This is a genomic window from Patescibacteria group bacterium (assembly GCA_041664365.1).
GTDB lineage: Bacteria > Patescibacteriota > Patescibacteriia > UM-FILTER-42-10 > UM-FILTER-42-10 > JAHJEX01.
The window spans coordinates 41,099-54,435 of the sequence record JBAYKW010000005.1 but is presented as its reverse complement, the minus strand read 5'-3'; the positions used below and the strand labels follow the sequence as shown (position 1 = coordinate 54,435).

10 protein-coding genes, 2 tRNA genes and 1 riboswitch are annotated in these 13,337 nt (G+C 43.3%); of the genes, 10 read left to right on the top strand and 2 right to left on the bottom strand.

Annotated features, from left to right (window positions below):
• Nucleotides 1–64: 64 nt before the first annotated feature.
• From WCW66_04160 to WCW66_04150, 3 genes are read left to right on the top strand one after another with little or no spacing between them, the layout of a single operon-like run.
• Nucleotides 65–1,414: an HAD-IB family hydrolase gene (locus tag WCW66_04160; GenBank protein MFA6391914.1), complete on the top strand. Its 1,350-nt coding sequence runs from the start codon at nucleotides 65–67 to the stop codon at nucleotides 1,412–1,414.
• Complete coding sequence (locus WCW66_04155; GenBank protein MFA6391913.1) at nucleotides 1,404–3,548, top strand: ATP-binding protein; 2,145 nt, start codon at nucleotides 1,404–1,406, stop codon at nucleotides 3,546–3,548. The genes WCW66_04160 and WCW66_04155 overlap by 11 nt, the downstream gene beginning before the upstream one ends.
• Nucleotides 3,549–3,603: 55 nt before the next feature.
• On the top strand, nucleotides 3,604–4,020 hold the full coding sequence (locus WCW66_04150; protein ID MFA6391912.1) for a response regulator: 417 nt from the start codon (nucleotides 3,604–3,606) through the stop codon (nucleotides 4,018–4,020).
• 113 nt (nucleotides 4,021–4,133) lie between these two features.
• Here the strand turns inward: WCW66_04150 and WCW66_04145 are convergent.
• A tRNA-Gly gene (locus tag WCW66_04145) sits at nucleotides 4,134–4,207 on the bottom strand.
• Nucleotides 4,208–4,246: 39 nt separating this feature from the next.
• On the opposite strand from WCW66_04145, the gene WCW66_04140 reads away from it, so the two are divergent.
• The 3 genes from WCW66_04140 to WCW66_04130 are packed head-to-tail and all read left to right on the top strand — an operon-like array spanning nucleotide 4,247 to nucleotide 6,995.
• Entirely contained in the window at nucleotides 4,247–5,386 is a 1,140-nt protein-coding gene (locus WCW66_04140; GenBank protein ID MFA6391911.1) for a septal ring lytic transglycosylase RlpA family protein, read from the top strand.
• A gap of 8 nt (nucleotides 5,387–5,394) precedes the next feature.
• Nucleotides 5,395–6,075 (top strand): cell division ATP-binding protein FtsE, encoded by a 681-nt coding sequence (ftsE, locus tag WCW66_04135; GenBank protein MFA6391910.1) that lies wholly within the window; start codon nucleotides 5,395–5,397, stop codon nucleotides 6,073–6,075.
• Between the two features lie 2 nt (nucleotides 6,076–6,077).
• Entirely contained in the window at nucleotides 6,078–6,995 is a 918-nt protein-coding gene (locus tag WCW66_04130) for a permease-like cell division protein FtsX (protein MFA6391909.1), read from the top strand.
• A 109-nt stretch (nucleotides 6,996–7,104) separates the two neighbouring features.
• On the opposite strand, the gene WCW66_04125 is transcribed toward WCW66_04130, so the two are convergent.
• A tRNA-Gln gene (locus WCW66_04125) sits at nucleotides 7,105–7,179 on the bottom strand.
• A 130-nt stretch (nucleotides 7,180–7,309) separates the two neighbouring features.
• On the opposite strand from WCW66_04125, the gene WCW66_04120 reads away from it, so the two are divergent.
• The 4 genes from WCW66_04120 to WCW66_04105 all read left to right on the top strand — a co-directional run bounded on the left by WCW66_04120 (nucleotide 7,310) and on the right by WCW66_04105 (nucleotide 13,235).
• Entirely contained in the window at nucleotides 7,310–8,416 is a 1,107-nt protein-coding gene (locus WCW66_04120; protein MFA6391908.1) for a CapA family protein, read from the top strand.
• Between the two features lie 316 nt (nucleotides 8,417–8,732).
• Nucleotides 8,733–9,164, top strand: coding sequence for a response regulator (locus WCW66_04115; GenBank protein ID MFA6391907.1), 432 nt, complete (start codon nucleotides 8,733–8,735; stop codon nucleotides 9,162–9,164).
• 139 nt (nucleotides 9,165–9,303) lie between these two features.
• A riboswitch (cyclic di-GMP riboswitch) is annotated at nucleotides 9,304–9,417 on the top strand.
• Between the two features lie 227 nt (nucleotides 9,418–9,644).
• Complete coding sequence (locus WCW66_04110; GenBank protein MFA6391906.1) at nucleotides 9,645–10,343, top strand: hypothetical protein; 699 nt, start codon at nucleotides 9,645–9,647, stop codon at nucleotides 10,341–10,343.
• A 3-nt stretch (nucleotides 10,344–10,346) separates the two neighbouring features.
• The gene (locus WCW66_04105; protein MFA6391905.1) at nucleotides 10,347–13,235 is read left to right on the top strand and encodes a FlgD immunoglobulin-like domain containing protein; all 2,889 of its coding nucleotides are present in this window, start codon (nucleotides 10,347–10,349) and stop codon (nucleotides 13,233–13,235) included.
• Nucleotides 13,236–13,337: the final 102 nt, after the last annotated feature.

Here is a 13,337-nt window from a genome sequence, read left to right as displayed (position 1 = left end):
TGTTGTGATACCAAAACTTGCAGGAATCTGGTATAATAAATTTATTGCAATTTGACCACGACAGATGAAGACAAAGAAAATATTATGGAGGGTAATAAAATTCCTAATAAGTCCATTATTCAGGAAGTGGATTGGATCAGTTAATGGCGCTGAAAATATTCCAAAATATGGTGGTCTAGTGTTGGCATCAAATCATGAAAGTTTTTTTGATTTTTTACTACTTTCGTCGGCGCTCAAAAGAGATATTAGCTTTTTAGCAGCCGAAAAGTTTTTTAAAAGTAAGGCTTGGCGTCCATTAATGATTCTATCGGGACAAATTCCAATTGATCGGTATACAAGTGTCTATCAGGGGGAAGCTATTTCGAGGGCAATAGGTTTGTTAAGAAATGGTAAAATTGTCGGAATATTCCCTGAAGGGAGCAGATCAGATAATGGAGAGCTTAGAAAAGCTTATACGGGAGTTGCTCGCTTGGCATTAACTGCAAAAGTTCCAATCATTCCAGTCGGTTTAGTTGGTACATTTGAAATATTACCAAAGGCAGGAAAATTTCCAAAGCTAAGAAAATGTCATATTAATGTTGGGGAGCCAATTTTTCTTGATCCATATTTTGGTAGAGAATATGAAAATCATATATTAAGAAAATTAACAGATCATGTGATGCATAAAATATCAGATTTATCAAAGGAAAGATATATACATGCCAGAAGAAATGTTCCTAAGTTATTAAATGAAGATCGTCCCGAAATGAAAGTAGTTTTTTTTGACGTTGATAGAACAATTGTGGATGATCAGACTCAAAAATTGTTTATAAAATATTTGAATTCTAAACATTACATTTCAAAATGGATTGTAACAAAATTATCTCTTTATTTTCTTTTGTATAAATTTCATCTTTTACCAAACGTTGATGATGTTAGAAAGAAAGCATATAAGGTTATTAGTGGGTGGAGAGTGGAAGATTTAAAAAGAATTAGCAATGAATTTTTTAATGAGGTTATTATTAAACACATTCACAAAGAAGCTTTTGAAAAAATCATTGAACATAAAAAAACTGGCGATATAATTGTTTTGTTTTCTGCATCCTGGGATTTTCTTATTGAGCCACTACGAAATTATTTAGATGTTCCATATATAATAGCGACTCGAATTAAATCAGAAGAAGGGAAATTCAGTGGTGAGCTTCTAAGTGGTGCTGTCTATGGTAAGAATAAAACAATTCTTGCACAGAGATTTCTTGAAAAATGTAATGTTAATAGGATGAATTCAATCGCATACGGTGATCATCATTCTGATTTACCTTTGCTCGAATATGTAAATTATCCTATAGTTGTTAATCCCGATATAAGATTAAAAAAAATTGCTCAAAAAAGGTCGTGGGTAATATATGATTGGAGTGAATTAAATGGTTATTAGTGCTTTTGGCATATCGAGTTTTATTACGGCATTATTAAGTCTTACTCAAGCTTTGTTTATATTTGTTAAGAATCGAGATTTATTAATAAATCGTTCATGGATTAAAGCAAATATTGCAGTTAGTGTATGGAGCTTTGGTTTATTCTTTGTTGTTTCATCGAATTCAAGGCAAGTTGCTGAATTAGCTCAAAATATTCTGGATATTTCTGCAATAGCGATCCCAGTATTCTTTTTAGAGTTTGTTGTAAGATTATCGAATAAAGAGAAAAAGAATAGACTATTAGTTCGGTTTGCATATGTAATAACAATTCTTTTATCTGTATTTAGTTTTTCGCCACTATTCAAACAGGGAGTGGAACCATTGGGGAGTTTTCAGTTTTGGATAAATCCCGGAAGTTTATATATATTATTTCCAATATATTTTGTGGTATTGAATTCAGTATCGTTATTATTTCTGTTAATCCACTACAAAAAATCATCAGGTGTAACAAGGCAACAAATCAAATATGTTATGATTGCAAGTGCTATTGGCTTTGTTGGTGGATCGACAAATTTCCTTCCGCAAATTTCTCATCTTTACCCATTTGGTAATTTTCTTGTAACACTTTATATAGTTATAATTACGTATGCAATAACTAAATATCGCCTGATGGATATCCGATTGGTAATCAGGAAAGCGGTGTTTTATATTGGTATGGGAATATTTGTTGTTAGTGCATATTACTTGGTGGCATGGTCAGATTACACCAGTTTCGGTGGTCCGTTTACCCTTGGCGCATTACTGACTGCTATTGTTTTTGCACCTTTGTTTTTAGCTGGATTCGTCTTTATGAGCAAAAAACTGAAGCAACTGAGCAATAAATACTTTTTTGCCAGCCTTTATGACTATCAGGAAACGCTGGACAAATTTTCAAAAGATGTATCTTCCACAATCAACTTGCCGGAAGTCGCAAATGTTGTGGTTGATACTGTCCAGCAAACCATGAGGATGGATAATGTCGGTCTTTTTGTAAAGAATAAGCATTATGAACCGATGAAGATAATTGGTTTCAATGAATCAAACCTAACCAGGATGGTTACAAATTCCCGTTGCAGTGATTTTATATCCGCAATCAAAAAACCGCTGGTCTATGACGAACTGGTTCGGAATGCACAGAATTATAATTATTCGGAGGAAGATATTGAATATGCTAAAGAACAGATGAAAAGCCAGGACGTTGCTGTTGTACTGCCGCTAGTTTCTAAAGGTGAATTAATCTCTTGTATTATTCTAGGCAAAAAAATATCACGTGACGCATATACCCAGGAAGATATGAGACTGCTTGAATCGCTCGCTAACCACGCGGCAATCTCAATTGAAAACGCGCGGTTGTATAATGAGATACAGGGTTTCAATGAAACACTCAAATACAAAGTTGATGACGCGACGAAACGCTTGAGGGAACTTTTGAAAATCAAGTCAGACTTTCTTACCGTTGCATCACATCAATTAAGGACGCCAACCAGCATTGTACGCGGAATGCTTTCACTTGTTATTGAAGAAAAAGATCTACCGAATGACGAGAGGGAAAGATTTATCTCGCAGGCTTATGAGGGGATCAACCGTTTGGAAAGAATTATTCATGAATTACTGAATGCCACGGAGCTGGAAGGCAAAAAAATGCGGATGGATTTCAAGAAAGTCAGAATTGAACATATTATAGAAGAAATTGTGCGCGGTTTGTTGCCGCTGGCGGACCAATTAAAAGTGAAACTAGTTTTTGATAAGCCGGTTCGGCCAATTCCGAAAACGCTTGCGGATCCAATCAAACTTAAAGAGGCGATTACAAATATTATTGACAATGCGGTTCATTACACTGCGGGAGGGAATGTAAACATATCGGCGCGCAGAAAAGAAAATCAGATCGTGATTGAAGTTACAGATAACGGAATCGGAATGAGCAAGAATGACTTAAGATCGATATTCACAAAATTCACCCGCGGAGAGGGGATATTACAAGTCCATCCAAACGGCACGGGTTTGGGATTATTTATTGCCAAGAAGATGCTGGAGGCAATGGGTGGAACAATTACCGCTGAAAGCAAGGGTAAGAACAAAGGCAGTAAATTTACTTTAACAATACCTATTAAATAGGGCTATTTGAAATCATCATCAAATTTTGGTACTATAAATACATAACTAAATTATTATGGCATCAAAGGCGGGTAAAAAAATATTATTAGTGGAAGATGAGCCAAGCTTAGTTTCGATGTATCAGGCTGCTTTTCGTAATTCCACATATGAGCTTTTAGTTGCTACTAATGCATCCGGCGGATTAAAACTTGCTCAGGAAAACGGTGTCTCGTTAGTTCTATTGGATGTTATTATCCCTGAAGCGGAGGGAAAAGTAATAGAATTCAGCAAAAGAGTAGGATTTAATTTATTGGGACGATTAAAAAAAGATCCAAAGACAAAGAATATCCCGGTCATTACCCTGACCAATCTGGACAGTCCGGAAGACAGAAAAAAAGCCAGCAGTTTAGGAGCGGTGGATTATTTGATTAAAGCAAACTTTCTGCCGAAAGAAGTGGTAGAAACAGCAAAAAAGGTTTTAAACAAAAAATAAGCCTAAGTCTTGGCCTATTTGGGGGGTAGTAAGAATCTCCGCCAGAGGCGGGTGCGCCTCCGGCGCAGAACCCATCTAATACAGCTCATAGTTTATACACTCGTTTGGTTGTTTGGAGCGGGTAGTGGGAATCGAACCCGCACTTTATCCTTGGGAAGGACATGTTCTACCACTAAACTATACCCGCTTGTCTAAACAGTAACATTATACTAGAATAGTATTTGACATGACAAGAGCCAAAAACAAGATCATATTCGGGATCGCGTTAGCAAGCCTTTTTTTTATTTCCAATGAAACGCTGGCTGCTGACACAAGTTTATACCTGGATGCTGATACAGTAGCGAAAGGATATACCGTTAATTTTGCTGATTCCCAGTTCAGTGTCGGAGTTGTTGCGGGTTTGTATGAAGGTGCCCTGACTGCCAATTTGAATGAATTGGAAAGTTTCCCGGCTTTGCCGAAGGATACAACTGCGGTAAGTAATGTTTATCAGTATTCATTCTCCGGTGTTCAAACCTCAGATCTTCAATATCCGGTCAATGTTGCTGTTAATTATGAATCGGAAAATTTAACACCAAAGCATTTATATTATTATAATGAGGAAAAAAATTCTTGGCAGAAAATAGATTCAAAATCTTCTGATACCAAAATCAAAGGACAAATCACTGCCGTGTCGGCAAAACTGATTGTTCTAGAAAAAAGAGCTTACAGAGTTCGATTGGACAGGGCAACTTTAGAAAAGGGTTATACAGTCGCAAATGATGAGGACTCAAATTTCAAAGTTGGAGTTAATTCAAATACGATTGACCAGCCGGCTACCATTGTGTTTAAAATAGACTCTCAAGAAAATGCTCAGTTTCCTGACGGTCTCGAGCAGGCAAGTGATATCTATTCTTTTGAATTAAAAACAGCCAAACCCATTGTGTTTGCCAAGCCGGTTATTTTAAACATGCGATTAACAGAACCTGATGACCATAAAAAGGAAATGTATTACTATGACGGTAATAAAGGAGCCTGGATTCCCTTACCTTCAAAAACATCCCCGGGTGGTGATGAGGTAAGAGCCTTTATCCATCTCAAATACGCAAAAGTAGTGGTGTTGAGAAATAGTAACTATATGGAAACGGGATACGCCAGCTGGTATCAAAGCAGTAAATATCCAAACGGGGCAGCGTCTAATGATTATCCATATGATACTATTTTAAGAGTTACCAATTTAGCCAATGGTAAATGGGTGGATGTTACAGTGGTATCCACAGGACCGTTTGTAGCCGGTAGAATTATTGATTTAACTAGCAAGGCTTTTGGTACAATTGCCAGTTTATATATGGATGGAGTTATTCGTGTGCGTGTTGAAGAATTATAAATAATATTATGATTAAACTCCGAGGAGTAACAAAAACATATCCGGGAACCCACGTTGCAATCAGAAACGTTAATTTGCATATCAAACCGGGCGAATTTGTCTCAATCGTCGGTCAGAGCGGAACCGGTAAAACAACACTGGCAAAACTGATTATTGCTGAGGAGAAAGCGGAAAAAGGCAAGATCATCATCGGTGGCTGGGATATTACCAATATAAAAAATTCGGAGATACCGGTTTTGAGACGGCAGATCGGGGTTGTTTTTCAGGATTTTAAACTATTGCCGAAAAAAACTGTATTTGAAAATATTGCTTTTGCGCTGGAAGTCAGCGGAGCTCCGACAAAAAAAATCAAAACAATTGTCCCGCAGGTTTTGAAAGTTGTAGGTCTGGAAGATAAAGCATTTCGATTTCCCGATCAGCTTTCGGGCGGGGAAAAGCAACGCGTGGTCATCGCCAGATCATTAGTGCATCGTCCGAAGATTTTGCTGGCGGATGAGCCGACCGGAAATCTGGATGCGATCAATGTCCGCGAAATTATTGATTTGCTTTTGAAGATTAATAAATTTGGCACGACAATAATTTTAGTCACGCATAATCCGGATATTGTAAACAGTCTTAGAAAAAGGGTGATTACACTTGATCAAGGTCAGATTATTTCTGATCAGAAATCAGGAAGATATATATTATAAATATGATATTTACAACACTTGGAAGAATATTAAAATTCGGCTTTCAAAATTTTAAACGAAATTTCTGGCTATCTTTAGTTACGGTATTTATTCTTGTTCTGACGCTTTTTTCTATCAGTTTAGTTTTTACTTTAAATGTTGTAGCAGATAATGCAATTAAATCCGTTAAAGATCAGGTGGATATGGATGTATTCTTTGATCCTACTGTTCCGGAAGATAAAGTTCTTGCTGTCCAGGCATATTTGGAATCAATTTCTGAAGTAAAAAGTGTTGAGTATGTTTCGAAGGATGAGGCTCTAGAGAATTTTAAAGAGGCACATAAGGACGATATAAAAATCCAGGAGTCATTATCGGAGATTGAGGAGAATCCACTACCTTCCGCTCTGATTGTGAAAGCTGTGCGCCTGGAGGATTATTCAACTATCGTTGTGAATTTAGATAATTCGGATTACAGCAGTTTGATTGCCAGTAGGAATTTTGAGGATAATCAGGTTGTCATTGAACGGCTTACGAAAATTACCGGTCGGATTTATCAATTCGGACTTGGCGTAAGTGCAATATTTATCCTTGTCGCTATCCTGGTTGTATTTAATACATTACGGATGAATATGTATACTCAGAGAGAAGAACTGGGGATTATGCGACTTGTCGGCGCGCAGAATATGTTTATCCGGTTGCCGTTTGTTTTGGAAAGCGTTTTGTATGGAATTCTGGCAAGTGTAATTACCATCTTGATTCTATTTCCTTTACTTTCAGCTGTCTCCCCATATATTGATACCTTGTTTGAAGGATATGATTTCAATATGTTTGCGTATTTCACAGCAAATTTTTGGGCAATGCTCGGTCTGCAAATTCTGATTTCTATTGTAATCAGTGTAATCAGCGGTATGATTGCGATCAGTAGGTATTTGAGGGTGTAGATTAGGGTGTAGGGATTAGGGAATAGATAATAAAACCGTATTGGTAGTTGTGGTTGGATATAAATAAAAACAACGTCTTAAGTAACGTTGATTCTTTTTAATAACCCTTTGGCTGGGGAGGAGGGACTCGAACCCCCGCATCACGGGACCAAAACCCGTTGCCTTACCACTTGGCTACTCCCCAATAGCAAATTTTAAGAGATCAGAATCATAATAAACAATTAAATGTATTTAGTCAATTACGCACACTAAAGCAGTCTTTATGTATCTAGAAACTACCCCGGTTTTTTTACAGAAAGTGATATAATTATGATATGAAAATATTCAATAAAAAGTACTATATTATACTGGAAATAGCAGTAGCTCTTGGAATCGGTTTTTTTATTCTCCGCGGAAGCATTATTGAGCCGACAAGAAACATTTCAAATGCACATGACAATTCAAATATTACGATAAATAGTAATCAACCAGTTGTTGACATTGAAAAGAACGAGCCGGTTGTAACGATAATGGCAGTAGGGGATATTATGCTTTCCAGAGACGTAGATACGAAGATGCAGAAATATAGTGATTTTAATTATCCTTTTCTCAAAACAGCAGAATTATTAAAAAGTGCTGATATTACTTTTGGTAATCTGGAATCTCCAATTACACTAGGGAGGAAAATCAATACGAACGAAATGGTTTTTCGCTCCGATCCGGAATCTGTCGAAGGATTACAATTTGCCGGCATTGATCTTGTTACACTCGCCAATAATCATTCTCTGAATTTTGGTAAAGAAGGATTATCCGATACCTTTAAATATTTAGATGAATCCGGAATAGGTTATATGGGGGCGGGGAAAAGTGTTAAGGATGCATTTCAGACTTATACGAAGGAGATTAATGGAATATCGTTTGCATTTCTGGCATATAGTTACGCAAGCAGTCCTGTAATGGATTATGATTCTGAAGAGCAGGAACCAACAATTGCCTTTATGGATTTTGATAAAATGAAACAGGATGTTTCTGGTGCATCCGAAACTGCCGATTTTGTAATTGTATCTATGCATGATGGTAATGAGTATGAGTTTACGCCCGATCAGCACCAAAAAGATTTTGCACATGCCGCTATTGAATCCGGAGCCGATCTGGTGATTGGTCACCATCCGCACGTCGTGCAGACAATGGAAAAATATCAGAAAGGATATATTATTTACAGCCTGGGAAATTTTGTTTTTGACCAGATGTGGTCTCAAGAAACCAGGGAAGGAATGATAGCGGAAATTACTTTTTCTAAAGAGGGAATCAGCGGGCTTGAATTCTTTCCGGTAATTATTGAAGACTATGCTCAGCCAAGATTTGCCAGTAGTGAGGAGGGGAGTGTTATTTTGGATCGGTTGAATTTTGATTATCATGCTGTCGGTATTGACAAGCAGTAAAGAACATGCTAATATCCCCGGAAGAAATCGAATAGTGATTTCATGTGAGACTATGAAAGGTGATCCCAATCTGGACGTCAAGGGAAGCCCGGAGTCAGTGACGTAACCGACACAATAGGGGGTGTTTTGGTTGCGTCGTCTCATATAGAGACGATTTTTTGTATGCACATTAAGTATGTCCCATAGTGTTCTGTGAGGACACAGTAGTGTGTCCAGCCCGAGGATTGGAAACCGTTATTGGTCGCTTAGCTCTTTAACCTAAGAGCGCGGTTTGCCATGAGGGTAATAGCGAAACCGGCACAGGAGGTAAGGTTCGATGAGCAAAGTCTTCGTTTTCGACCACAATGGCGAGACTCAGGCATTCATCGTGGAAGTCCTGGAGTGTGAAGGGCACGATGTCCGTAGCAGTTCGGATGCTACGCTTGCACTGAAGAGCGTCACGGCTTGGATCGAAGAGGACGGAAAAGGTCCCGACATCATTCTCGCGGAGTATTTTGCTCCGGAAGACAACCCGCAGTTTCGGGGTGGGGGGTGGCTTGCACACGAGCTGAAGCGTTGCGGACTCACCGTTCACACACCACTCGTGATCATGTGTCAGAATGGCAGTCAGAAGTCAGCCGCCGCGCTGAGCAAGGCTTTCCAAGAACGCTTCGGTGCGGTAGCATATCTGCCCAAGCCCTTCACTCTGATCACGGTCCGTGACGCGATCAACGGGATTTTGTGGGCACACACTTCGTCCAGTTCTTAGCGCTAAGTTGCGCAACATAGGGGTTTTTTGGAAGCTATTCCGCCCCTATTTTTTTATTCCATTTGCAGAGACTTGACATTTTTTATACAATATACTAAGCTACCAAACCAAAATAAAAACAAAAAATCACAACTGAATAAAGGAGGAATGTGGCGATGAAGAGTTGTCTGTAATTGGACGCTTGGTCCCAAACATTAATATGTGCGGTTGACAGGACAGCTTTGAGCCAGTAGCGTAACCGACATTCTAGCAAAAATAAGTTCAATTTTTTGTATTTATTTGCCGGCTACCTATTTTAGGGTAGTTTTTTTATAGGTTCGATTCTGCGGTCAGTTAGTTTGGATAATTGACCGGAGCATCGAAAGCATTCGGTGTATCCACGCATATTGACAACTTAGAAGAAGCATAAGTAACGGCGTAGTGAGCATTCTGCTTGCTACATGTTTCCACAAGGCGTTTCACGCCGGAAGGGAGAGTACCATGCGGTACTTCGTTCTCACTCTGCTGGTCGTGCTTGCGAGCATGGTCAGCGCCAGCGCACAGGATCAGCCGGTCGCCGAGGCTTACGCCTATGGCAACTACCTGGGTGTGGTCACTCTCAACGATCTGTCCACGGACGGCCAGATCATCACTCTGAAAGGAGTGCAGGTGTGGCCCGAAATCTCGGACAAGCCGAAGGACGTGGTCACTGCTACCTCTGGTCAGATCCACAAAATGGAACTGATCAATCGTGTCGTTGACAAGCAGATCGAACTGCAGGGTCTCGGAACTTCGAATGCCGAGATTACGCCTCAGCTCGTAGCGATGATGAACGCTGATCAACAGATCGCCAAAGCGTTCCAGATGTCGGACAACAACTTCGGGTACCTCTGGACTGACGAGCCGGATACCCAGGTCTACCTCGTTGTTGACACGGCGCATCGCGCGACCAAGCGCGAGATTCTGGAGTCGCAACTCAGCATCCTGAAGATGTACATCGAGAAGGGTTGTATCATCATTGTGACGTCGTCAGTCCGGCAGGCAATTCCGCCCAGTCCGATTGATCCGCAGCAGCAGAACAAGGCTCGTCTCGAGATTTCCGCTGCCCAGCAATTCAGTTGGAACGGCGGGATGTTGCACGAGGATGCTGTTCGTAGTCTCGAACGACCGATGGCCATCCCCAATCCGCGGGAGGAGTAAGTCATGAAGCGATTCTTGCTCACCATGATCTTGCTCCTCGCTGCAAGCGTGGGGTACGGATCTCCGGATACTCCGGGTACAAACACCGGGGTTCTCGCTCAATTCTACGAGGACACCTGGGGTACGGATGATGGCGTGGCCTATGTAACGGCATTGACCAGCAAGGGTTATGTTGTTACTGAAGCGGCCCATCTTAGCCCGGGAACCACGGCGCCTTCCTTCGGCATGGACGACTTCTACTACCTGCTTGACAACAGCTATGGAGTCTGGTGGATCCAGACGCACGGCCATGGTAGTGGAGTCGACGGCTGGACCTATGGTGCGATCAGCGTTGAACCGTACGACCGGAACAGCATGGCGGTTCGTGACAACAACTGGGATTTCTATCTTGCTCATGGCTGGACAAGTGCCAGTATTGAGAGAGTCACGACCGCCGAAAGCTATTGTATTGCCTTGAAAAGCACAGCAATCAGTAGCAAGTTCACTTCGAACAACACCTTCGTCTTCAACTGGGCATGTGGTTCCAGTACCTGGGAAAGCTCCTGGGGAAGCCGGAGGGTATTCTGCGGATTCGCCGCATCTAACGCCAACTACGCACAGACTTTTTGGGAATCGATGGGCAGTGGTTCAACTGTCACAAGTTCCCGAGACGGCTCAATTGTGGTAGCTGGTGAAGGTGCGACGATTTTGGCACCGGAAGTCGTAGAATCTCCTGAGTTCGGACTGATCGTGCCTGCAGAAGGACTTGATGTTGAATGGACCTTCACGGGCGCCATGACAGGAACTCCCACGGGTGATGGGCTCGTGCAAGTTTGCTCAGGTTCCTGGGCAGATGATCACACCTACCGTGCGAGACTCTGTGCTACTGGTAATGGCACCGGTTGGGTTACCGGGAACTTCACAAGTGGCAACGGAATTCCCATTGTCCATTTGACTGATATGTGGGGATTCTTCGTCGGCACCAACGGCGCTGCGGACGTCCATTTTTCGGTTGAAGGCCAGACCGCCAAGTGGCTGGTTGGATCCGAATATAGGACTGAAGCATACTACGTCGAGTCGGCGGCTACCACGGATGGTCCGTGGGAAATCGTCGGTATCGAGCAGGGGCCCGGTTTCACGGAGTACCAGCTGGATATCAGCGATGCGCTTGCCAGTGGTCACGAATGGTTCCGTCTCTGCGAACGGGAGGAGAATAACAACGGAGACGCCATTCCGCCGAACATCATCGTCCACGGCTACGCGCAACCGACAGTTCCACTGGCTCGTCCCGCAATGCAGGCACTGCCTCGCACACTCGATTACTTCGAGCAGGCGATCGCAGACCAGCAGGCGGCGCGTGACCGTGGGGAGATCGTACCGGTACTTCCGATGAACATCGGTGACGGGGAAACGCTGGTTTGCTACACAGTAGCGCCATTCGCGGCCGCTGTGGAACAATACGCAGCTTACCGTCGCCTGTTCGGCTACACTGTTCTGGTGGATGTTGTTCCCGGGTATCCGCAGACGCCGGAGGAGGAAGACGCGCAGATTGCGTACTTGCAGTCGCGCATCGCACTCCATACGGCAGAGGGAGCCCGGTACCACTTCATTTGTGCAGATGACAACGACTACCACTACTTCCTTGGTACGCGGTGGTCTGAGTACTGGACTGGGCCTTGGGCTTCGATCCGGCTGCAGATGCTGTACCGCTACCAGCCACAACTGGATCATGTGGTAATTCCTGGCTTTACCGTGCGGGATGACCTCCCTCGGGGGCGGAATCTTGCATGGTGGTGGCCTTACTACCGCACTGATCAGCCATACGAGCTGCCTGGAACGGTGGTAACGCGCCTTGCGGTTACCGAGCTGTTGCAGATTGCTGCGGCTTCGCTGGTGGCACAGGAGTCGACTGATTACTGGACTCCTTGGACTTCGTCCGGAGTCGGGTTGTTTGTCGGCGATATGGATCACATAGCTCCTGGAGACGGTGCGGTTGCCGCAGCTTCTGCGGACACTGTCCGTACCCTGCTCCAATCGCATGGGAACTGGACTTCCGAAGTGAAGGAATCCGTGTACCGGAACCCCGAACTGCGCAACTCGATCTGTGCAGATCAATGGAACGGGAACATGGGCGGACACACCAACCTCAACATCATGTTCGCAAGCCAGTCCGGCCCGCACTATCCCGGCAACATGTACTCCAAGCGCGAGCTTGGCGACTACGTGTGGAGCATGGACCTGGTTTGGCCGTTCATGAATCATCATCCGTTTTTCATCGGCGCGACCTGTGGTACTGCTGCTATCGCTCCGACGGATGACGCAGCCTACTACCACACACCAGTGGTGGAAGACATGATGTTCCATGAAGCCGGTGCGGTGGGATTCTACGGGCCGAGCTGTGGTTCGCTGCTTTCCTCGAACAAGGTTATCGGCTACCACGTCACGGCCAAGATTCTTGAGGATCCGATGCGGCCAATCTTCGAGAGCATTGCGCTCGCCGAAGAAGAGATGGCGGTACTGTACGCCAACCGGCCGTGGGTGATCAGGCAACTGAACACCATGATGAAGATCGGGGATCCGCTGACCAGACTTGGTCCGGTCATGGTTCCGGTCGGAGTTGGGGACGAAGTTCCGAACCAGACTTCACTGGCAACGAACTTCCCGAACCCGTTCAATCCACAGACCGCGATCCGCTTTGCCACGACGCGCGAAGACCATGTCTCTCTGAAGGTTTTCAACGTCCGTGGCGGACTGGTTGCAACGCTTGTCGACGGAACGGTTGTTTCCGGTCAGCACCAGATCGTCTGGAATGGCACGGACGACTCCGGGCAACGAGTTGCCTCTGGCACGTATTTCTACCGCCTGGAAGCGGAGGGGCGGTCGATTACGCGCAAGATGCTTCTTCTGAAGTAGCGGAGTTTGCTCATTGATTCCTTGAATCAGCGGCGAAGGGGGAGACTAACATTCTCCTTCGCCATTTTCTCAAGGGTTCAAATTTTGAACTCGATAATTATC